Here is a 20,430-nt window from a genome sequence, read left to right as displayed (position 1 = left end):
CATGACGAAGCTGTCGAGGGGCGGAGGCCGATGAGCGCGCTCACCCGGACGGGCCTGCTGGCGGTCCGGCTGCGGACGGCGCGCGGGGCGGCGCTGGCGCTGGGCGCGCTGGTGCTGGTCACGGCGTTCCTCGCGGCGGCGTTCCCGCGCGGCGTGGACGCGTACGAGACGCGTGGGGTGCGCCATGCGCTCGGTGCGGCGCCGCCCGAGCAGCAGACGCTGGAGATCTCCGTCGCGCGCGGCGACGTGCGCGCCGCCGACCCCGCGGCCGCCTACCGTGCGGCGGAACTCAACCGCCAGGACCGGGCGATCCGGCGGCAGTTCGACGCTCCGCTGCGGATCTCCGGCGGCCAGACGCTGTACGGCGTACGCACCGCCAAGGCACTGAACGCGCGCGACCCCTGGCTGCCCCGGCCGGACGGCCCGGGTCCCGCCGTGTCGCTGTACGCGGTCGCGGACCTCGCCCGGCACGCCACGCCCACCCGGGGGCGGCTGCCGCGCGGCGCGGCCTCCGGGGCGCGCACCGTCGAGGCGGCGGTGACCGTGTCCACCGCACGCACCCTCGGTCTGCGCGTCGGCAGCCAACTGCACCTGGAGGGCCTGACCGTACGGATCTGCGGGCTGCTCACCCCGCGCGAACCGGACGGCCCGTACTGGGCCGTGGACCCGCTGATGGCCGCCGCCCGCCAGGACGTGTCCGCGAGCACACCGCCGCAGAGGTACTGGCGCGCCGGTCTGCTGCTGTCCCCTCAGGACGGGCCGGCGCTGACGGCCACCCAGGGCGAACCGGAGAAGTTCTGGCGCTATCCGGTCGACGCGGGCGCGCTGACCGCCCAGGAGGCGCCGCGGCTGCGGGACCGGCTGGTCTCCCTCGAACACGGCGCGGCGCTCGCGAAGGTACGGGGTGTCGCGGGCGGCGGCGCGCTCGCCGACAGCGCGGTGGACGGCCTGCTGGACGGCTTCGCGCGGATGCGGGCGGCGGTCGCGCCGGTCATCGCGGTGGCCGCGTTCGGGATCGGCACCGTCGCGGGCATCGTGCTGCTGATGAGCGGGGCGCTGGCCGCGGCCCGGCGGAGCCCCGAGCTGGCGCTGCTGCGGGCCCGCGGCGCGTCGCTGGCCGGCCTGACGGGCCAACTGGCCGCGGAGGCCGGGGCGGTGGCGCTGCCCGCGGCCGCCGCCGGCGGCGGGCTGGCACTCCTCGTCGTCCCCGGCGAACGGGTGCTGCCCTCGCTGCTGGCGGCGGCCGGCACCGGGCTGCTGGGCACGCTCGCGCTGCCGCTGCGGGCCGCCGCCGCACACCGCCGCCCGCGCCCCGCCGCCCGCGCCGACCTGGCGACCGCCCGCCCCTCCCGGCGGCGTACGGTCGCCGAGCTGACCGTGCTGGTCCTGGCGGCCGGTGCGGTGGTCGCGCTGCGCCGCCGCAGCACGGCCGCCGGCGGTGGGGTGGACGCCCTGGTCAGCGCCGCGCCGGTACTGATCGGGGTGATCGCGGCCCTGGTCCTGCTGCGGCTCTACCCGCTCCCGCTGCGCCTGGCGGCCCGGCCCGCCGCCCGCACCACCGGGCTGACCGGCTTTCTCGCGCTGGCCCGCGCGGGCCGCGCCCCGGCCACCGCCGGACTGCCGCTGCTGGCCCTCCTGGTGGCGCTGACCACGGCGTCCTTCGGTGGCTCGGTGCTCGCCGGGATCGCCACCGCGCGCGACCGCGCGGCGCTGACCGCGGTCGGCGCGGAGGCCCGGGTGTCCGCCGACAAGCCGCTCCCGGCCGCCCTCCGGCGGGCCGTCGCGGCGGTGCCGGGCGTCGACGACGCGGTTCCGGTACGCCTCTCCGTGCAGGCGGCCGACGACGGCGGTCCGCCCCTCTATCTGGTCATCGCCGACGCCCCGGCGTACTCCCGGCTGGCCCGTGCCACCGGTCTGGGCGCCTTCTCCGCGGCACAACTGGCCGACCCCGGCGGGGACCGGCCGCTGCCCGCGATCGTCTCGCCCCGCGTCCTGGCCCGCTTCGGGCGCGCGCCGATGGCGCTGCAGCCGGAGTTCGGCCAGCTCGTCATCCGCCCCACGGCCGTCCGCACCGACACCCCCGCCCAGCCCGGCGGCGACTTCGTGCTGCTCAACGCCCGCAGCGTGGCCCGGCTCCACCCGGACACCTACGCCGAGCCGGCCAACGGCCCCACCCTCCTGCTGCTGTCCGGCCACTCCCTGGACGCCGGGGCGCTGCGCGCCGCCGTCCGCGCCCACACCCCGTCCGCCGGGCCACCCCTCCGGCTCGCGCTGCGCTCCGCGGAACGCGCGGCACTCGCCGACTCGCCGCTCCAGCAGGGGGCGGAACGCCTCTACACCGCGGCCGTGGTGGCCGGCGCCGGCTTCGCGCTGCTGGCCCTGCTGCTCTCCCTGCTCCAGGCCGCCCCGCAGCGCACCCAACTCCTGGCCGGACTGCGCACGATGGGCCTGCCACCCGGGCACGGGCGGCGGCTGATGGTCCTGGAGGCGCTGCCGCAGGCGCTGCTGGCCGCGGGCGGCGGGGCGCTGGTCGGTGCCGTCACGATCCGGCTGCTGAGCGCCGGGACGGACCTCGCCCCGCTCGCGCTGTCCGGCACACCGGGCGGCGGCCCGCTCGGCGCCGTACGCCTGCGCACCGATGCCGCGTCCCTGCTGCTGCCGTCGGCGGGCGTGGTCGTACTGGCACTGGTGGTGGCCCTGGCCCAGGCATGGCTGAGCGAACGACGGCGTGAGAGCGCCGAGTTGAGGATGGGGGAACGACCGTGACCACCGGAAGACAGCCCGGGACCGGCGGGCCGCGGCCCGCTCCGGGGGAACCGTCCCTCGCGGAACTGGAGCGGCGTGCCGCGTCCAACCGCCGGCGCCCCGCCTACGGACACGACGCGCTGATCGTCTGCGACCGCCTGGTACGCGTCTTCACCACCGACGGTGTCGAGGTCCAGGCGCTCCAGGGACTCGATCTCCTCGTCGCCGAGGGCGAGTTGATGGCACTGGTGGGGGCGTCCGGCAGCGGCAAGTCGACGCTGATGAACATCCTGGCCGGTCTGGACGTGCCGACCGCGGGCGCCGCCCGGGTCGCCGGCCGCGATCTGCTGACGATGGACGCCGGGGCCCGGCTCGGCTACCGGCGGGACGTCGTCGGCTTCGTCTGGCAGCAGACCGCGCGCAACCTCCTGCCGTACCTGACCGCGGCGCAGAACGTCACGCTGCCGATGCAGCTGCGCGGCGGCCGGCGCCGGGCGGCCCGGGCGAAGGCGGCCGACGAGCTGCTGTCGATGCTCGCCCTCGACCACTGCCGCGACCGCCGTCCGCACCAGCTCTCCGGCGGCGAACAGCAGCGCGCCGCCATCGCGGTGGCGCTGGCCAACAATCCGTCCGTCCTGCTGGCCGACGAGCCGACCGGCGAGCTGGACTCCCACACCGCCGAGCAGGTCTTCACGGCCTTCCGCACCGCCAACGAGGAGCTGGGCACCACGATCGTGATCGTCACCCATGACCAGGCGGTCGCCGACGAGGTCCGGCGCACGGTCGCCATCCGGGACGGACGGACATCGTCGGAGGTGCTGCGGCGCACCGAACGGGACGCCGCGACCGGCCAGGAATCCCTGGTCGCCCGCGAATACGCGATGCTCGACCGCGCGGGCCGGCTCCAACTGCCGGCCGACTACACCAGCAGCCTGGGCATGGCGCACCGCGTCCTGCTGGAGCTGGAGAGCGATCACATCGGGGTGTGGCCGGACCCCACCGCGGACGGCGCGGCAACCGAGGGGGACGGCGACGGGCCGGCCGGGACCGCGCACGGCGCCTGAGCACGGCCCCGCGCCCCGCGAGCGCACCGCCCGGCACCCGGCTCGGGCGGTCGTGCGGCGGCGCGGCCGGGTGTGCGGCGGCTCAGACCGGCGTGACCGTCAGCCCCGACAGCCCGGTGAGCCCGGCCGGGCCCCCGGTCCGTACGGCGATCGACCCGTACGGGGTGCTCAGTCGCAGCCAGCCGCCCGCGGACAACAGGCTCAGCGGCGGGGCCTGCACCGGTGCGGCGGGCCCGCCGCCGCCCGCGGTGAGCGCCCCGGCCCGCACCGGACGGAGGAAGCCCAGCGACTGCGCGGCGTGCGCGGCGCGCAGCGGAAGGAGGGTGTCGCCGAGGGTGCGCGACCAGATCTCCCGGCCGATGCGGTCCCGTTCGGCGCGGGTGCGGTGCTGGGGCGGCAGTGCCTCGTCGCGGGCCCGGAACTCGGCGACCGCGGCGGCCACCGCCCGGGTCAGCGCCTCGGGCGCCGGCAGCCCGGGCACCCGCTGCCAGCCGCCGCGCGGCGGCAGCAGCCCGGTCCACGGCGGGCCGGTCACGGAAGCGGGCACGGTGAGCGCCCCCCGCGACTCCTCGATCCCTTCGAGGAGCTCACCGGCCGAGACGGTGATGTCGAGGGGGGTGTCCTCGGCGAGCCGGGCGGTACGGATCGCCAGCACCTCGAACGAGGGCGGGCGGCCGAAGACGGCGAGCACCCCGCCGCCGGCCTGCAGCCGTACCGTCGCGGCGCGGTCGTAGTGGATCAGCCGGGCGAGGAAGGCGGCGAGGTCCGCCGCCTCCCCGCCGTCGGCCAGGTGCAGCGCGGTCATACCGCGGCGGTTCCCTCCTGGTGCGCGGCGTCGTCGAGGTACTCCTTGAGGATCGCCTTCTCCTCCGCGGTGAGGCGGCGCGGACGCTCCTCGGCGAAGTTGTACGGCACGACGACGGTCGAGGCCCGCAGATAGAGCGCCTCGTCGTCCTTGACCTCGTAGGCGACCGTCATCGACGCGGCGCTGATCTTCGTCACCCACAACTCGACGGTCACCGGCGTCGGCCGGTGGACCAGCGGCCGCACGTAGTCGATCTGGTGCCGGGCGACGACCGAACCGCCCGTGAACGACGGGCTGCCGCCCCCCGGCGCCAGCCGGCGCATGAAGTCGATCCGCGCCTCTTCGAGGTAGCGGACGAACACCGCGTTGTTGACATGGCCGAACGCGTCCATGTCGGACCAGCGCAGGGGGCAGGAGAAGAGGTGGCGCACGTCGGTCAGCCCCGGGTGAGCTTCTTGTACGTGGCACGGTGCGGGCGGGCCGCGTCCGCGCCGAGGCGCTCGACCTTGTTCTTCTCGTACGACTCGAAGTTGCCCTCGAACCAGAACCAGCGGGAGTCGCCCTCGTACGCCAGGATGTGCGTGGCGACGCGGTCGAGGAACCAGCGGTCGTGGGAGACGACCACGGCGCAGCCGGGGAACTCCAGCAGCGCGTTCTCCAGCGACGACAGGGTCTCGACGTCGAGGTCGTTGGTCGGCTCGTCGAGGAGCAGCAGGTTGCCGCCCTGCTTGAGGGTGAGCGCCAGGTTGAGGCGGTTGCGCTCACCACCGGAGAGCACACCGGCCGGCTTCTGCTGGTCCGGGCCCTTGAAGCCGAAGGCGCTCACATAGGCGCGCGAGGGCATCTCGACCTGGCCGACGTTGATGTAGTCCAGCTCGTCGGAGACCACGGCCCACAGGGTCTTCTTGGGGTCGATGTTCTCGCGGCTCTGGTCGACGTAGGAGATCTTGACGGTCTCGCCGACCTTGATGTCGCCGGAGTCCGGGGTCTCCAGGCCCTGGAGCATCTTGAACAGCGTGGTCTTGCCGGCGCCGTTCGGGCCGATGACGCCGACGATGCCGTTGCGGGGCAGGGTGAAGCTGAGGTCCTCGATGAGGACCTTCTCGCCGAATGCCTTGTTGAGCTTGTCGACCTCGACGACGATGTTGCCCAGACGCGGGCCCGGCGGGATCTGGATCTCCTCGAAGTCCAGCTTCCGCATCTTGTCGGCCTCGGCGGCCATCTCCTCGTAGCGCGCCAGACGCGACTTGGACTTGGCCTGCCGCCCCTTGGCGTTGGAGCGGACCCACTCCAGCTCTTCCTTCAGACGCTTGGCACGCTTGGCGTCCTTCTGGCCCTCGACCTTCAGACGGGTCTGCTTGGTCTCCAGGTACTTGGAGTAGTTGCCCTCGTAGCCGTGGGCACGGCCGCGGTCGAGCTCCAGGATCCAGCCCGCGACGTTGTCGAGGAAGTACCGGTCGTGGGTGACGGCGACGACGGTGCCGGGGTACTTGGCCAGGTGCTGCTCCAGCCACTGCACGGACTCGGCGTCCAGGTGGTTGGTGGGCTCGTCGAGGAGCAGCAGGTCGGGGGCCTCCAGCAGCAGCTTGCACAGCGCGACGCGGCGGCGCTCACCACCGGAGAGGTTGGTGACCGGCCAGTCGCCGGGCGGGCAGCCGAGGGCGTCCATGGCCTGCTCCAGCTGGGTGTCCAGGTCCCACGCGTTGGCGTGGTCGAGGTCTTCCTGGAGCTTGCCCATCTCCTCCATGAGCGCGTCCGAGTAGTCGGTCGCCATCAGCTCGGCGACCTCGTTGAAGCGGTGGAGCTTGCCCATGATCTCGGCGGCGCCGTCCTGCACGTTCTGCAGGACCGTCTTGGACTCGTCCAGCGGGGGCTCCTGGAGGAGCATGCCGACGGTGTAGCCCGGGGAGAGGAACGCGTCACCGTTCGACGGCTGCTCCAGACCGGCCATGATCTTCAGCACCGTGGACTTACCGGCGCCGTTGGGACCCACGACGCCGATCTTCGCGCCCGGCAGGAAGCTCAGCGTCACGTCGTCAAGGATGACCTTGTCGCCGTGCGCCTTGCGCGTCTTGCGCATCGTGTAGATGTACTCAGCCAAGAGAAACCGTCCGCCAGATTGGATCGATCAGAGTCGTGTGCGCCGCCGCCCGGTGCCACCGCGCGCCGAGGCCGGAGGAGGGCAGATACACCCCATCTTGCCGTACGTCCAGCCCCGGAAGGAAACGCGTGCCAAGGGACGGACGCCAGCGGCCCCGGAGCGACACAACGCTCCGGGGCCACGGGGTGTTCCCACCGCGACCGCTCGCTCACCCTGAGGTCACGAGCGCTCGCCGATGGTTACTGCGGGTACTGCGGTACTGCGGGTACTGCGGGCACCGCGCCGGGTGCCGCCGAGGTGCGCGTCACTGCGCGGGGGTGCCGGCCTTCTTCTTGCGGAGGAAGAACACCGCGGCACCGCCGACCACGACCAGGACGACCGCGACGCCCGCGATCATCGGGGTGGCGCTGCTGGAGCCGGTCTCGGCGAGGTCGGTGCCGTGGCCGCCACCGGTGGTGCTCCCGCCGACCGACGCCGGGCTGGGCTTCGAGGAGGGCTTGCCGCCGCCGCTGCCGGCGGTCTTGCAGTCCAGCACGCCGGTGAACGACTTCTTGAAGCCGCCCGCACCCGTGATCGTGATGTTGTACGGCTGGTCCTCACCGACCGGCACCGTCACGGTCTGCGACGCGCCCGGCTTGACCTCGTAGTCCTTGCCGGACAGCTGGAAGCGGAACGCCTCGTCGCCCTTGTTGCTGGCGGTGACGTCCACGCCACCCTTGGCGCAGTTCTTCTCGGCGGTGATCGCCGGGATGGCGCCCTGCTTCTTCCAGGAGACCGTGGCGGCCGCGGAGACCGTGGACTCGCTGGAGCCGGCCAGGATCTGGGTCTGGCTCTTGGCGTGCTCACCGATGCCGGTGAAGGCACGGCCGACCGGGACCTTGGTGGCGGCCTGCGCGGTCAGCGAGGTGTTGCCGTCCGCGGTGCCCTTCGGCACGTCGAAGAACAGCTGGGTGCCGTCGGCGGCGCTGGTGACCGGCTTGCCGTCCTTGCCGACGACCTTCACACCGGCCGGCGCGCCGGCCGCCGGGGAGATCGTCACGCTGTCGGCGTTGGTGTGCACGGTGACCGGGCCGAGCTTGCCGCCGGACTTGCCGGAGACGGCCGGCGGGTCCAGCGTCAGGGACGCCTTGGGCTCCGCGACGCTCTGCGCGTTCTTCTCCAGGTACTCGGCGAGCTTCTCGGCCGCCGGGTCGACCGCGTCCACCTTGACGTGGTCGGAGAAGCGCCAGATCGCGACCTGGGTGCCGGCCGCGGCGGTCTTCTCGGTGAGGTTCCCGGCACCGGCCTTGGAGGCGAGCGCGGCCAGGTCGTTCACCTGCGGGTACGAGTTCTGCAGGATCCAGCGGATCTTGCCGGCGTCCGCGTTGTTGTGCAGCGACGAGGCGCTCCAGGGCACTTCCTGGTACTTGGCCTGCTGCTGCGTCGGGTTGTGGATGTCGATGCAGTACGTCTGGAGCGTGCCGCCGTTGTCGACCGACATCTCGAAGAGCCCGGCGCCGACGCGCTGGTCCCCGCCGTCACTGTGCACGACCGCCTGGTCGAACGTCTTCAGTCCACCGAGCGTGGCGGTGGCGCCCCCGTGAGCCGGGGTGGTCTCGTCCGCCGCGGCAGTTCCCGCGGTGGCTATTGCGCCCGCCGCGACCAGGCCAGAGGCCACGACCGCGGCGGCAAGGCGGGCTGCGCCCCGCCCCTTCATGGAAAGCATGAATTTCCCCTCTGGGCGAGGCGGTCGGGTGGGGTACTCGCCTCGCCGAAAGATCCCAAAGAACTCAACAGCCGAACGTCAGCCCCCGTGAGCCCCCGTGAGTACTCGTCGGATCTTATGGAGCAGGCGCATCAGGGTCCCCAGTAATGGCCTCCCATAAGCGATCCGAATCGCAATCGTTATCGATGCCCGTCACCCTGACCTGGCATTATCGATAAATCGCCGGTGGCTTTCAGGGCACTGACACCTTCTTGGGCGAATTGCCCCCGCTCGACGCACCCTCCTCCCCGACCGGCACCGCCGTTCTCCCTCCCCTCGCGTCCACCTCCACCGGGGCGCTCAAGCTCCTTGCCGGCGGCGGCCGTTGCGCCGACGGGGACCGCGGCTGCGTCGATTCCTGCTCCTGCTCCGGGCCGTCCGACCGCCGCTGTGCATCCGGGACGAAGTCGGCCGTCGCCCTCGCCGCGCGCACCACGCGGCGGAACGCCGCCGTACCGCGCGAGAGATCGTGGCCGATCGCGACGGCGTCGACCTCGGCCGAGAACCACCGCTGTCCCCCGCGCTCCGGAGGCTGCTCGCCCTCCCGGAGTCGCAACCGCCCCTGCACCACCAGTGGTTCGCCCACCGCGACCGATGCGGCGACGTTGTCCGCGAGTCCGCGCCAGGACCGGACCGTGTAGAAACTCGTCTCCCCGTCCGTCCAGCGCTCCTGCGCCTTGTCCCACCGCCGGGATGTCGCCGCCAGCCGGAACCTCGCCACGGTCACCCCCGCCGTGGTCTGCCGGTGCTCCACCGCCGTGGCGGCATTCCCCACCAGCGTCACCATCGTGTCGTTCACGGAACACGCCTCCCCCGTCCTGCGCGCTCGCCCCTGCCGCTCGCGCCGCGTTGACCTCATGCTGCACCGATCCGACGCAGTGCGCCGGGGCCTGTGGACGGCCGGCCGCATGTGGACAACCGCGCCACCCGGAAGGGGGGCCGGAGGGGGCCGGAGGGGGCTGGAGGGGGCCGGTGGTGGCCCGGAGAGGAGCGGGAGAGGACCTGGAGACGGCCCGGGAGGGAGAACGCGGGGCCGGAAGGGGAAGGCCGCGCGGCTCGTACCCTCCGGTACCCGCCGCGCGGCCCGCACACCGGACTCACCCCCCGGCCCTCACCCCCCGGCCCTCACACCCCGGCCCTCACACCCCCGACGCCACCGCGTACTGCTCCCGGACCTCGCGATAACGCAACAGTTCGGCGGCGACCGGCTCCAGCACCCGCGCCCGCCCGCAGCCCGCGGCCGCGCCGCGCAACCGCCGCTCGGCGTCCTGCCCGTACCGCCTGGCGGGTCCGCGCGCCACCACCCGGCACATCCATGACAACGCCGGCCCGCCCACCGAGCCGACCGCCGCGGGCAGCAATCCGGAGACCCAGGCCGACGCGTCGGCCACGCCGGTGACCGCGCCCAACAGCCACAGCAGGCCCACCATTTGGAGTACGGACAGCAGCCCCTGCAGTGCGGCGGCCACCGTCCACCACCGCGGTTTCACGGCCGGTCCGCCCCGTAGCGACTCCTCGGAATCGGCCGCCACCTTGTCCAGCGCCTCCGGCAGCCCGTACGCGCCCCGGTCCGCCGCCTCGCGCACGGCCTGCGCCCAGGGCGCCGGCAACCCGTGCGCCGCCTCACCCGCCACGGCCCGTACGGCCTGCTCCACCACCGGGCGCGCCGCCGCCCGCCCGTCCATCGCCGCCTCGCCGCCCGCACCGGAACCCGCCGGCGCCACCGATACCGCCGAGGCCGCCGACCCTGCCCCCACCGCCCCCACCGCCCCCACCGCCCCCTCGGTCCCCAGGAGCACCGGCGACGAGCCGCCCGTACGCTGCCGGCGCCCCCGTCGAGGACCTCCGCGCCGCCCCCGCATCCGCGCCCACGGTGACCCGCAGGCCCGCTCGGCGTACCGCAGCCAGTCGCGCTCCGCCGCGCGCCCGGCGGCCACCGCGCCGACCGCGTCGGCCAGCCGGTTGTCGAACTCCGCGCGCGCCCGCTCCGTCAGCCCGACCCGGCTCCGGGCCACGTACACCGACCGCAGCCGCTCGGCGGCCGCGTCCACGTCGGCGGCCAGCCGCCGGTCCGCGGCGCCGCGCTCCGCGACGAACTGACCGAGCGCCTCGCGCAGTTCCCCCACGCCCTTGCCGGTCGCGGCGGACAGCGCCAGCACCGCGGCCCCGGGCTCCCCGTGCTCGCCGAGCGCCAGCCCGTCCTCGTCCAGCAGCCGGCGCAGATCGTCCACGACCTGGTCCGCGGCGTCCCCGGGCAGCCGGTCCACCTGATTGAGGACGACGAACATCACCTCGGCGTAGCCCGCCAGCGGCCGCAGATACCGCTCGTGCAACACGGCGTCGGCGTACTTCTCCGGATCCACCACCCAGATCACCGCGTCCACCAGTTCCAGCATCCGGTCCACCTGGGCGCGGTGTTCGATGGCCGACGAGTCATGGTCGGGCAGATCGACCAGGATGAGTCCGCGCAGGTCGGAGCTGCCGTCAGCAGGTACGTGGCGACGGTGCGCGGGCACACCCAGCCTGCGCAGCAGCCCCTCGGCGCCCGGTCTGCCCCCGGGCCAGACGCACGCCACCGGCTCGGCGGTCGTCGGCCGCCGCGGCCCGACCTGCGAACGGTTCGCCCCCGCCAGCGCATTGAACAGCGACGACTTGCCGCTGCCGGTGGCACCCGCGAGGGCGACCACGGTGTGCTCGCCGGACAGCCGGTACCGCTCGTCCGCCACCTCCAGCACCCGTCCCGCGGTCTCCAGCATCCGCCCGTCCAACCGGGACCGTGACAGCGCGATCAGCTCCCGCAGCGCCTCCAGCCGCCCCCGCAAGCCACCCGACACGGCCCGCCGCCCCCCGTCCGCGACCCAGCGGTACCCGCCGCCGCCACGTTCCACGTCCAACGGCCCCCGCGGCTGGATCAGCGCCTCCACATCACTCTGCGACGCCTCACCTCCTCTTGCGCCCCAGGACCCGGTGCCCGCGCCGGCGCCCGAACCGCCGCCGGTGCCACAGCCCGTGCCCATGCCCGTGCCTGCGTCCGGGCCACTGTCTCCACCTGAGCCGGCGGGGCGGAACGCGCCGTACGACCCTCCGGGAGACGCTCCGTCCGATCCGGTGCGGGACTCCCCGAAAGAGGCGCCACGTGGTCCGTACGAGGCGGCGGGGTAGGCGCCGCGTGAGGCTGCGTGCGACACCGGCAGTGACGCTGCGTGCGACACGGCCCGCGACGCGACGCGTGGGTCGCCCCACGACTCCGCGCACGACTCCGCGTAGGACTCCCCGTAGAACTCTGCGCTCGGCTCGCCGCCTGCTCCTGCGCACGGCCCTTGGTACGGCACTCCGCATGAAGCGTCACCCGCTTCCTGACCGCCTGCCGTCCCGCCCGCGGGCGTCGCCACGGACGACGGTTCCACTCCCGCCCCACTCACACCCTGCCGCACGGCCGCCCCCGTACGAACCTCAGCCACACCCTCTGCGCTAGCCCCACCCGACTCTCCAAACACGCCTTCCGCCCGCGCCCTGCCCTCCCCTTTGGGCTGCCCGCCCCTCACCCTTCGCGCGATTAACCCGTCATCCCATGTGCCACCCGATTCCGCTCCCCTCTCAAAGTCCTCGTTCCCCTCTGACTCCGCACCCGCCGCCGCCGGCACACCTCCCTCACCAGCAGCCGCAGCCGCCTCGCCCACGGCCTCCTCACCCACAGCCCTCGCACCCGCAGTCGCCTCGTCCATCGCCACCTCACCCGTCGCTGCCGCCTCCCCTCCTCCACCCGTCCCGGTCACCTCGTAACCGCTCACCCCGAGACCTCCTCCTTTGCCAGTTCCAGTCCCGATCCCAACCCCGGCCCGAACCTCGGGCGGCCGGCCCCCGACGGTGCCCGCACCACCGCCCCCATCCCCCTCCCCTGGGCTCCCTCCTGCTCCGCCTGCCGCTCCCGCTGCAATACGGACAGCGCGGCGATCAGTTCGGCCTGTTGTTCCGGCGGGACGGTCAGCTGGTCCAGGGGGGCCAGCCGCCGCTCCCGCTCACCGTCCAGCGCGCGCTCCAGATACGTGGCCAGCAGCCGGCCACCCCGCTCGCAGAGCCGTAGCGCGGTCTGGGCCCCCAGGAGATCGGCCAGGTTCTCGCCCGCCGTACGGGCCCGCCGTCCGCCGAGCAGTGCGGCGGCCAACAGCGCCGCCGCGTCCTCCGGTTCCACGGAACCCAGACGCTCCCCGGCCTGCCCGGCCCGCGCCTCGCGGATCTCCTCCTCGGCCAGCTCCTCCAGGCACCTCCGCCAGCGCCGCACGATCACGCCGAGCCGCTCACCCGCGCCCGCCGCACCCGCGGCCGCCGTCAACGCCACCTCCGCGGCCGCCGGATCGCGCCGCCATGCCTCCGCGGCCCGCTCGTCGGCCTCCTCCACGGCGCAGGCCAGCAGCGCGGTGAGCCCCTGGGTCAGGGCGTCGAGCAGCTCGTCCGATCGGCCACCGATCCCGTGGTCCCGCCAGTGGGCGCGCGCATCACCGGACAGCACCTCACCGGCCGCGACCTCCCGCCGCACCCGCCCACCGGCCAGCTCGTACGCCTCCTCGACCCGCCCGGCCAGCCGCAGCGCCGCGGCGTGCTGGGCGGCGGCCGCCCCGGCCAGCGCGGGGAGCCGGCTGCGCAGCGAGGAGATCACGCCGGCCGCCGTACGCTCCGCGGCGGCGGCGCGTGCGACGGGGTCCTTGGCGTGCCGCTCCAGCCAGTCCCGCAGCGCCGCGACAGCCGTGGCGGGCAGCAGCCCGCTCCCGCCGCCGGCCGACTCGGGCAGCTCGGGAATGGTGAACCGCGGGACGTGGCCGAGGCCGGCCCGCTGCAGGAGCTCCGCGTACCGGCCTGAGATGTCGGTGGCGATCTGGTGCGGCACCCGGTCCAGCACGGTCACCAGCGTGACGTCGTACTCCTTGGCCGTACGCAGCAGATGCCAGGGCACCGCGTCCGCGTACCGGGCGGCCGTGGTGACCAGCACCCATACGTCAGCGGCGCAGATCAGCTCCGCGGCCAGCTCACGGTTGCGGGCGACCAGCGAATCGATGTCCGGCGCGTCCAGCAGGGCCACGCCACTGGGCAGCGCGGAATCCGCCTCGATCCGCACCGTGAGCGACCCCGCCCCACCGGTCTCACCCCCACGGCCGTAGCTCCCGAAGGGAGGAGCCGCACACGGGTACTCCCCCTCGCCCGCGCCCCCGTCGTCCTGCTCGGGAACCCACACCCGGGTGAGCTGCGGCAGCACCCGGGGCCCGGAGAACCAGTGGACGTCCTCGGGATGGCAGACCAGCACCGGGGTACGCGTCGTCGGGCGCAGCACCCCGGCCTCCGACACCCGCCGGCCGACCAGCGAATTGACCAGGGTGGACTTGCCCGCCCCCGTGGACCCGCCGATGACGGCGAGCAGCGGGGCCTTAGGTGACCTGAGCCGGGGAATCACATAGTCGTCGAGCTGGGCGAGCAGCTCGTCCCGGTTGCGCCGGGCACGGGCAGCGCCCCGTAGTGGCAGCGGAAAGCGTGCGGCATCGACGCGGTCGCGCAGAACGGACAGTGCGTCGATCAGCCGGGGTCGTACGTCCAAGGTCGCCACATGTGAAGAATGCCCAATTTCGTTGGCTTTTTGAAGCGTATAACCCCTCGTGTGCGCCGCAAGAACCCCTACAGAACGGGACAAGTGACCCATGGGACGATCGCGACAAGTGAGACGCAGGCATAACGAGTGCACAACACCCGAGGCGCGAGACGTCAAAAGCGGTGCAGGATTCGTACCTGCCTGCGATTATCGGGACCGCTTCACCGAACCTCCACAACGTGCCACGGAGGTGAAGCAACCGGGACGAGGCACCCGGACCTCTATCCTTGTCCGCGGTCCGTGATCCACGTCCACACCCGGCCCCCGTAGCTCAGTGGATAGAGCAGGTGCCTTCTAAGCACTTGGCCGCAGGTTCGAGTCCTGCCGGGGGCGCTCTCCAAGACCCTTCCTTCGGGAGGGTCTTTTTGCTGGTCAGGTGATGTTTGGCGGTCTCGCCGGACTGTCGGACGCCGGGGAGCGAGGAGGTGGATCCGTCCGGCTGGAACCGGTCCGGGGCGGGTTGCGGCGGCTGTTCTTCCCGAAGACTTCCCGCAGATTCGGCGGGCCCACTGGGCCGACCCCGCCCGGCCGGCAGGACATCGGGCGGGCCTGGCGCCAGCTCCACCACAGCCACCGCCGTGCCGTCGAGCGATGCGTCAACACATGGAAGCAGTACCGCGCAGTGGCCAGCAGGTACAGCAAACGGGACTGCATCTCCAACGGTGCCCTCACCGTTGCAGCGATCGTCATCCGGCTCCGCGACACCGCCCAAGAGCCATCAGAAGCGACCTTGGCCGTCCTCGCTGTCGCGGTCCCGGCACCAGGAGCGGTACGCGGCCACCGCGGTGGGCAGCGTGGGAAAGATCCGGTCCTCGCCGACGGATGCGCCGAGTCCGTAGGCGTCCAGCTCCTCCCGCAAGTCCTGTTTGACGCGGGCCATGGCGAACTCGATACCGCGCCCGGTCAGTTCCCGCCGTAGTTGGTCCAGCGAGTCCAGTGCGGTGATGTCCACCTCCACGTTCGCCTCGGCGTTGAGGACGAACCACCTGACCGGGACCTCCTGGGTGGCCACCGCGTCCAGCGCCCTGCGCCTGAAGTCCTCCGCGTTGGCGAAGAACAGCGGGGAGTCGTAGCGGTAGACCAGCAGCCCGGGGACCACCCGGGCCTGCGGGTAGTCGTCGACGTCGTGCATGCCCGGCACACCGGGCACCACCCCCTGGACGGCATCGTGCGGCCGCGCCACCCTGCTCAGGAGCTCGGCGACCGACAGGCCCACGGCCACGAGCACCCCGTACAGGATGTCCAGGACGAGGACTCCGGCGAGGCAGCCGAGGGCCAGCAGAAGTTCCCGGCGCCGGAAGGACGCCAGCCGCCGGAAGCCGGCCAGGTCGATCATCCGGATCGCGGCGTAGACGACCAGCGCACCCAGCACGGCCATGGGTGTGTTGGTGAGCAGCGGACTCAGGAAGAGGAGCACGGCCAGCACGGCAGCCCCGGCGGCGAGCCCGTACGCCTGGGTGTGCGCGCCCGCGGACTGGGCGAGTGCGGTACGGCTGGCGCTGCTGCTCACGGGGAAACCCTGCAGCGTGCCCGCACCGAGGTTCACGGCGCCCAGGGCGAACAACTCCTGGTTTGCGTCCAAGCGCGGCCCACCGTCGTCGGAGGCGAAGGCGCGGGCGGTGAGGATGAAGTCGGTGTAGCCCACGAGCAGGACACCGACGGCGGGCAGCAGCAACTGGGGCAGGCTGCCGAGATCGGGAAGGTCGGGGCGGGGCAGCCCGGCCGGGATCTCCCCGATCACCGCGAGACCGCGGTCCTGCAGAGCGAACGCCGCCACCACCGCCGTACCGAGCACGACGGCCAGCAGTGGGCCGGGAATGCCCCAATGAAGTCGCGTGACCAGGTACAGGAAGATCAGCGTTCCGGCACTGAAGATCACCGTGACGGGATGGACCTGGGTCAGGTTCTGCGCGAAGGAGACCAGCTTCGGGAAGAATCCCGAACCTTCCGTGGGGACACCGGTGAGCTTGGTGAGCTGATCCACCATCATGATCATGGCCACGCCGGCCAGATACCCGATCAGCACGGGCCGGGAGAGGAGATCGGCCACGAATCCCAGCCTCGCCGCCCATGCCACAAGGCACATCAGACCGACCGCGACGGCGAGCGCGGAGGCCAGGATCGCGTACCGCGCGGGATCGCCCCCGGCGAGCGGCCCCACGACGGTCGCGGTCATCAGCGCCGTCGTCGACTCCGGCCCCACCGACAGCAGCCGGGACGAGCCCAGGAAGGCGTACAGCACGAGCGCGGGCAGGATGGCCCACAGACCCACGACCGGGGGCAGGCCCGCGACGCTGGCGTACGCCATGACCTGGGGCACGAGGTACGCGGCGACGGTGACCCCCGCCAGGAGGTCCCCGCGCAGCCAGTTCCGCCGGTACGCCCTGAACACCGCGAGGCCCGGAACCCCCGGCACGACACGACGCCACTCTCCGCCGGGGGTGCCGGGGTGCTTCGCCATGGGTGCCCTTCGGGTAGGTCCGCGCCGGCATGGTCACGGACGAGGAAGCGCCCCACTCATCCGCGGCGCTTCGCCCGACGGGCCAGGAGCTTGCCCAGTTCCCACAGGAGCAGAAGCACCACGGCGGACAGCAGCGCCCAGCCGAACTGCCGCAAGTTGATCTCGGTGGTGCCGAGAATACGGCGAAACCCGTCCAATTGGGTCACCAGCACCGCGAGCACGAACTGGGCCAGCGCCACCCAGTTCATCTGCTTGCTGTCGAACGTGCTCGCTTTCAGTACCGAGTCCGTCTCGCTGCGGCATTCGAACGCGGCCACGACCAGGCAGAGCGCAAAGGCGGTGAACGCCATCGAACTGCCGATGCGGATGCTGCCGAACTGGGACTCACCCAGCTTGATCAGCCCGAGCAGAATGACGGTGATCGCCAGTCCGCCGAGCCCGACCGTCGCCAGCACGGGCCGGGTCAGCACCGATTCGCCCCGTGGACGCGGGCTGCGCCGCATGAGGCCCGGGCTCTCCTTGTCGAAGCCGAGCGCGAAGCCGAATGAGGCGTTGACCACGAAGTGGATCCACAACACCTGCGGCGGGGTGAAGGGTTCACCGGCCGCGATGTTGAAAAGGGTGGCTCCGAGGAAGGTCAGCACGAAGGTGACCAGCAGCAGGAGCACGAACCGGATGTACTTGGTCAGGTTGTCGTAGAGCTTTCGGCCCTGCTCCACGGCGTAGACGATGGTGGCGAAGTTGTCGTCGGACAGGATCATCCGCCCCGCGTTCTTCGCCACGTCCGTGCCGCTGCCCATGGCGATACCGATGTCGGCGGACTTGATGGCGGGCGCGTCGTTGACGCCGTCGCCGGTCATCGCCACGACGTCACCCTTCTTCTTGAGCGTGGCGGCGAGCAGCACCTTGTGCTCCGGCGCGACCCGCCCCACCACACCGATGTCGTCGATGCGGGCGAGTTGCTCGTACTCCGGGAGCGCGGCGAATTCGGCACCGAGCAACGAATCACCAGGGATGCCCAGTTGGCGCGCGATGGCGGCACCGGTGGTGACGTCGTCCCCGGTCACCATGCGGACCCGGATATGGGCGTCCTGGGCGCTCGCCACGGCGGCCCGCGATTCATCGCGCGGGGGATCGACGATGCCGACCAGGCTGGTCATTCGCAGATCGGTGACGTAGGCGAGCAGGTCGGCGTCGGGATCGAAGGCGGCCGGGTCCAGATCCCGGTCGGCCGCTGCCATCACCCGGTGGCCCTCGCCGCCCATGCGCTCGGCCTGCTCCTGGGCGCGCCGGCTCAGCTCGGCGTCCCACGGGATGGTCGCGCCGGCCGAGAGCGCGGTGGCTGCGCGGGACGTCACCGCCGGGGCCGCGCCCTTGACGAAGCAGCGCACCACAGGCCGGCCGGAGGCATCGACGGCGGAGTTGAAGGTGGCCATCAGTTTGTAGTCGGGGTCGAACGGCAGCGTGGCGATGCGGGACAGCCGCTCACGCGTGGCCTCGACGTCCAGCCCCGCCTTGTGGGCCAGTACCAGGAACGCGCCGTCGGTGGGATCGCCCACGACCTCCCCGTCCACCAGCTTGGCGTCATTGGCGACGAGATACGGGAGGATCGCGTCCTCGATGCCTGGGGAGGAGCCCGCAGCGTGATGGACCTTCCCTTCGAGGCCGTAGCCCGTGCCGGAGACGGTGTACCGGTCGGTGGGGGTCACGACCTCGACCACGGTCATCTGGTTCATGGTCAGGGTGCCGGTCTTGTCCGAGTTGATCGCCGACGTGAACGCCAGGGTCTCGACCGACGGCAGCTCCTTCACGATCGCGTTGCGCTTCGCCAGGCTGAGACTGCCGACGGAGAGGATCGCCTGGGTCACCGTCGGCAGCGCCTCGGGAATGGCGGCGACGGCCAGCGAGACCGCGCTGACGAACAGGGCGTCCCATGCCTGGTCGCGGCTGCGGCCGAGAGCGAACATCACGATCATGGTCAGGCCCGCGGCGGCCGTGATCCACAGCGTCAGCCTGTTGAGCTCTTTGGTGAGCGGCGGCTCCTCCTTCTCGGTCGCCGACAGCATCTCCGAGATCTTGCCGAGCTCCGTGTCCTCGCCGGTCGCGGTGATGAGGACGACACCACTGCCGTGCGTGACCGGGGTGTGCATGAACGCCATGTTCGACTGGTCCCCCGGGGCCGGCCGGCTGCCCGGCAGCGTGCCGGCGTCCTTCGCGGCCGGGACGCTCTCGCCGGTGAGGGCCGACTCGTCGATCTGGAGCGCGTGCGCCTCGATGATCCGCCCGTCCGCCGGAATTTGGTCACCGGCGGAGATGAGCACGACATCGCCCACGACCAGCTGCTCCGCCGGGATCTCCGACTCGGTTCCGTCACGCCTCACTCGGGCCGTCGTCGTCAGCAGGGACTTCAGCGCGTTCATCGCGCTCTCGGCCTTGCCCTCCTGGCGCAGGCCCACGATCGCGTTCAGCAGCGTCAGCGCGATCAGCAGGATCGCTGTGCTCCACTGTGCGATCAGCAGGGAGACCACCGCTGCTGCCACGAGGACGATCTGCATATAGCTGCGGTACTGCTCGATGAATCGTCGCCACGCCGGACTTGGCTTCTCCTCCGGCAGCGCGTTCGGTCCGTTCACGGCCAGCAGCTCCGCGACCCGGGCCGCCGAGAGTCCGGACGCCGGTTCGACACCGAGTTCCGACGCGACGTCCTGCGGAGAACGCGTGTACCAAGACACCGGATCGGCGGGCCGCCGGGCCGGCCGTTTCGACTGCATCTCCATCTCAGTACTCCGATCCGGACCTGGTCCGCCACCTCCTGCCGGTCCCTCAGGCCCGCTTGCCGTTCTTGGTCCGCCGCGCCGCGGCCGGCGACTGCTTCCGCTTCGCTGTACGCCCGGTCCGGCGCTGTTCGCCGCCGACTCCGGGAATCGGATGCCCGGCCGCGTACGGATCGGCCGGCGCGCCCTCAGGCGCCTCGGCCTCCAGCTCCTGCCTGGCAGCCTGGAGGTCCTTGCGCGCCTCTTTGCCGACCACCGGGTAGTGGGGATCGATGTCCATCAGCGTGTGCGCCAGCACCGCTGCCGTGCAGATGCGCGCGAACCACTTCCGGTCCGCCGGTACGACGTACCAGGGCGCCCACTTCGTACTGGTCGCCGAGAGCATCTCGGAGAACGCGCGCTGGTAGTCGTCCCACCGGCGGCGCTCCCGGACATCGGCGGCGGAGAACTTCCAGTTCTTCTCCGGCAGGTCGAGCCGCTTCATGAACCGGGCGCGCTGCTCTTCCCTGGAAAGGTTCAGGAAGACCTTCACCACCTTGAACCCGTTGTCGGTCAGGTAGCGCTCCCAATTGTTGATGTCCCGGTAGCGACGGCCCCAGACATCCGCCCCCCGCACGTGCTCCGGCAGCCGCTGCCGGTCGAGGAGCTCCGGATGCACCCGCACCACGAGGACCTCCTCGTAGTGCGAGCGGTTGAAGATCGCGATCTCGCCGCGTCTGGGCAGCCTGGCGGCGTAACGCCACAGGTAGTCGTGGTCGAGCTCTTCGGCGGAGGGCTGCTTGAAGCTGCTCACCCTGACGCCTTGCGGGTTCACTCCGCTCATGACATGCCGAATCGTCCCGTCCTTGCCTCCGGCGTCGAGCGCCTGCAAACAGAGCAGTACTCCGTATGTGTCCTGGGCGGCCAGCCGCTCCTGGTACTCGGCGAGCAGCAGCACACCCGTGTGCAGCAGGTCCACACCACGCTTCTTCTTCAGGCCGGCCTTGTAGCGGGGATCGAAGTCCTTGGCCAGGTTCACGTGTGATCCCGGCTTCACCCGCAGTGGCTCGATGAGCTTCGCGATGCGTTCCGCCCTGCCGTCAGCCATGACAACCCGCC

12 protein-coding genes and 1 tRNA gene are annotated in these 20,430 nt (G+C 72.4%); 3 read left to right on the top strand and 10 right to left on the bottom strand.

Going from position 1 to position 20,430, the window contains the following annotated elements; genetic code table 11:
* Window positions 1-30 precede the first annotated feature (30 nt).
* Window positions 31-2,766, top strand: a complete 2,736-nt coding sequence (locus SL103_RS05745) for an FtsX-like permease family protein (RefSeq protein ID WP_069567679.1) — start codon at window positions 31-33, stop codon at window positions 2,764-2,766.
* The gene (locus SL103_RS05740) at window positions 2,763-3,809 is read left to right on the top strand and encodes an ABC transporter ATP-binding protein (RefSeq protein WP_069567678.1); all 1,047 of its coding nucleotides are present in this window, start codon (window positions 2,763-2,765) and stop codon (window positions 3,807-3,809) included. The genes SL103_RS05745 and SL103_RS05740 overlap by 4 nt, the downstream gene beginning before the upstream one ends.
* Window positions 3,810-3,891: 82 nt before the next feature.
* Here the strand turns inward: SL103_RS05740 and SL103_RS05735 are convergent, their stop codons facing one another.
* The 7 genes from SL103_RS05735 to SL103_RS05705 form a co-directional block, all read right to left on the bottom strand.
* Complete coding sequence (locus tag SL103_RS05735) at window positions 3,892-4,614, bottom strand: hypothetical protein (protein WP_069567677.1); 723 nt, start codon at window positions 4,612-4,614, stop codon at window positions 3,892-3,894.
* On the bottom strand, window positions 4,611-5,045 hold the full coding sequence (locus SL103_RS05730; RefSeq protein ID WP_069567676.1) for an acyl-CoA thioesterase: 435 nt from the start codon (window positions 5,043-5,045) through the stop codon (window positions 4,611-4,613). Before SL103_RS05730 ends, SL103_RS05735 begins: the two co-directional genes overlap by 4 nt.
* A gap of 5 nt (window positions 5,046-5,050) precedes the next feature.
* Window positions 5,051-6,715, bottom strand: coding sequence for an energy-dependent translational throttle protein EttA (gene ettA / locus SL103_RS05725; RefSeq protein ID WP_069567675.1), 1,665 nt, complete (start codon window positions 6,713-6,715; stop codon window positions 5,051-5,053).
* Window positions 6,716-7,019: 304 nt separating this feature from the next.
* Entirely contained in the window at window positions 7,020-8,411 is a 1,392-nt protein-coding gene (locus SL103_RS05720; protein ID WP_208870021.1) for an LAETG motif-containing sortase-dependent surface protein, read from the bottom strand.
* A gap of 241 nt (window positions 8,412-8,652) precedes the next feature.
* A complete protein-coding gene (locus tag SL103_RS05715) occupies window positions 8,653-9,258 on the bottom strand; it encodes a single-stranded DNA-binding protein (RefSeq protein WP_069567673.1) in 606 nt (201 codons plus the stop codon).
* A 340-nt stretch (window positions 9,259-9,598) separates the two neighbouring features.
* A complete protein-coding gene (locus SL103_RS05710; RefSeq protein WP_432215339.1) occupies window positions 9,599-11,476 on the bottom strand; it encodes a YfjP family GTPase in 1,878 nt (625 codons plus the stop codon).
* Between the two features lie 770 nt (window positions 11,477-12,246).
* Entirely contained in the window at window positions 12,247-14,046 is a 1,800-nt protein-coding gene (locus SL103_RS05705) for a dynamin family protein (protein ID WP_079146186.1), read from the bottom strand.
* A gap of 311 nt (window positions 14,047-14,357) precedes the next feature.
* Between SL103_RS05705 and SL103_RS05700 the strand changes: the two genes are divergently transcribed.
* Window positions 14,358-14,430, top strand: a tRNA-Arg gene (locus SL103_RS05700).
* 385 nt (window positions 14,431-14,815) lie between these two features.
* Here SL103_RS05700 and SL103_RS05695 read toward each other — a convergent pair.
* From SL103_RS05695 to SL103_RS05685, 3 genes are read right to left on the bottom strand one after another with little or no spacing between them, the layout of a single operon-like run.
* A complete protein-coding gene (locus SL103_RS05695) occupies window positions 14,816-16,558 on the bottom strand; it encodes a SulP family inorganic anion transporter (RefSeq protein WP_069567671.1) in 1,743 nt (580 codons plus the stop codon).
* A 56-nt stretch (window positions 16,559-16,614) separates the two neighbouring features.
* Window positions 16,615-19,335, bottom strand: a complete 2,721-nt coding sequence (locus SL103_RS05690) for a cation-translocating P-type ATPase (protein ID WP_069567670.1) — start codon at window positions 19,333-19,335, stop codon at window positions 16,615-16,617.
* Window positions 19,336-19,381: 46 nt separating this feature from the next.
* The gene (locus tag SL103_RS05685) at window positions 19,382-20,419 is read right to left on the bottom strand and encodes a polyphosphate kinase 2 family protein (protein WP_069567669.1); all 1,038 of its coding nucleotides are present in this window, start codon (window positions 20,417-20,419) and stop codon (window positions 19,382-19,384) included.
* Between the last annotated feature and the right edge of the window lie 11 nt (window positions 20,420-20,430).

It is taken from the genome of Streptomyces lydicus (assembly GCF_001729485.1).
In the GTDB taxonomy this organism is placed as follows: domain Bacteria; phylum Actinomycetota; class Actinomycetes; order Streptomycetales; family Streptomycetaceae; genus Streptomyces; species Streptomyces lydicus_D.
Note: the sequence above shows the minus strand (reverse complement) of the source record. Positions and strands in the feature narration are given on the sequence as shown.

Bases quoted from the DNA above. Each gene is read 5' to 3' on its own strand.
- SL103_RS05745 (WP_069567679.1), top strand. From the start codon at position 31: ATGAGCGCGCTCACCCGGACGGGCCTGCTGGCGGTCCGGCTGCGGACG.
- SL103_RS05735 (WP_069567677.1), bottom strand. From the start codon at position 4,614: ATGACCGCGCTGCACCTGGCCGACGGCGGGGAGGCGGCGGACCTCGCC.
- SL103_RS05720 (WP_208870021.1), bottom strand. From the start codon at position 8,411: ATGAAGGGGCGGGGCGCAGCCCGCCTTGCCGCCGCGGTCGTGGCCTCT.
- SL103_RS05710 (WP_432215339.1), bottom strand. From the start codon at position 11,476: ATGGGCACGGGCTGTGGCACCGGCGGCGGTTCGGGCGCCGGCGCGGGC.
- SL103_RS05695 (WP_069567671.1), bottom strand. From the start codon at position 16,558: ATGGCGAAGCACCCCGGCACCCCCGGCGGAGAGTGGCGTCGTGTCGTG.
- SL103_RS05690 (WP_069567670.1), bottom strand. From the start codon at position 19,335: ATGGAGATGCAGTCGAAACGGCCGGCCCGGCGGCCCGCCGATCCGGTG.
- SL103_RS05685 (WP_069567669.1), bottom strand. From the start codon at position 20,419: ATGGCTGACGGCAGGGCGGAACGCATCGCGAAGCTCATCGAGCCACTG.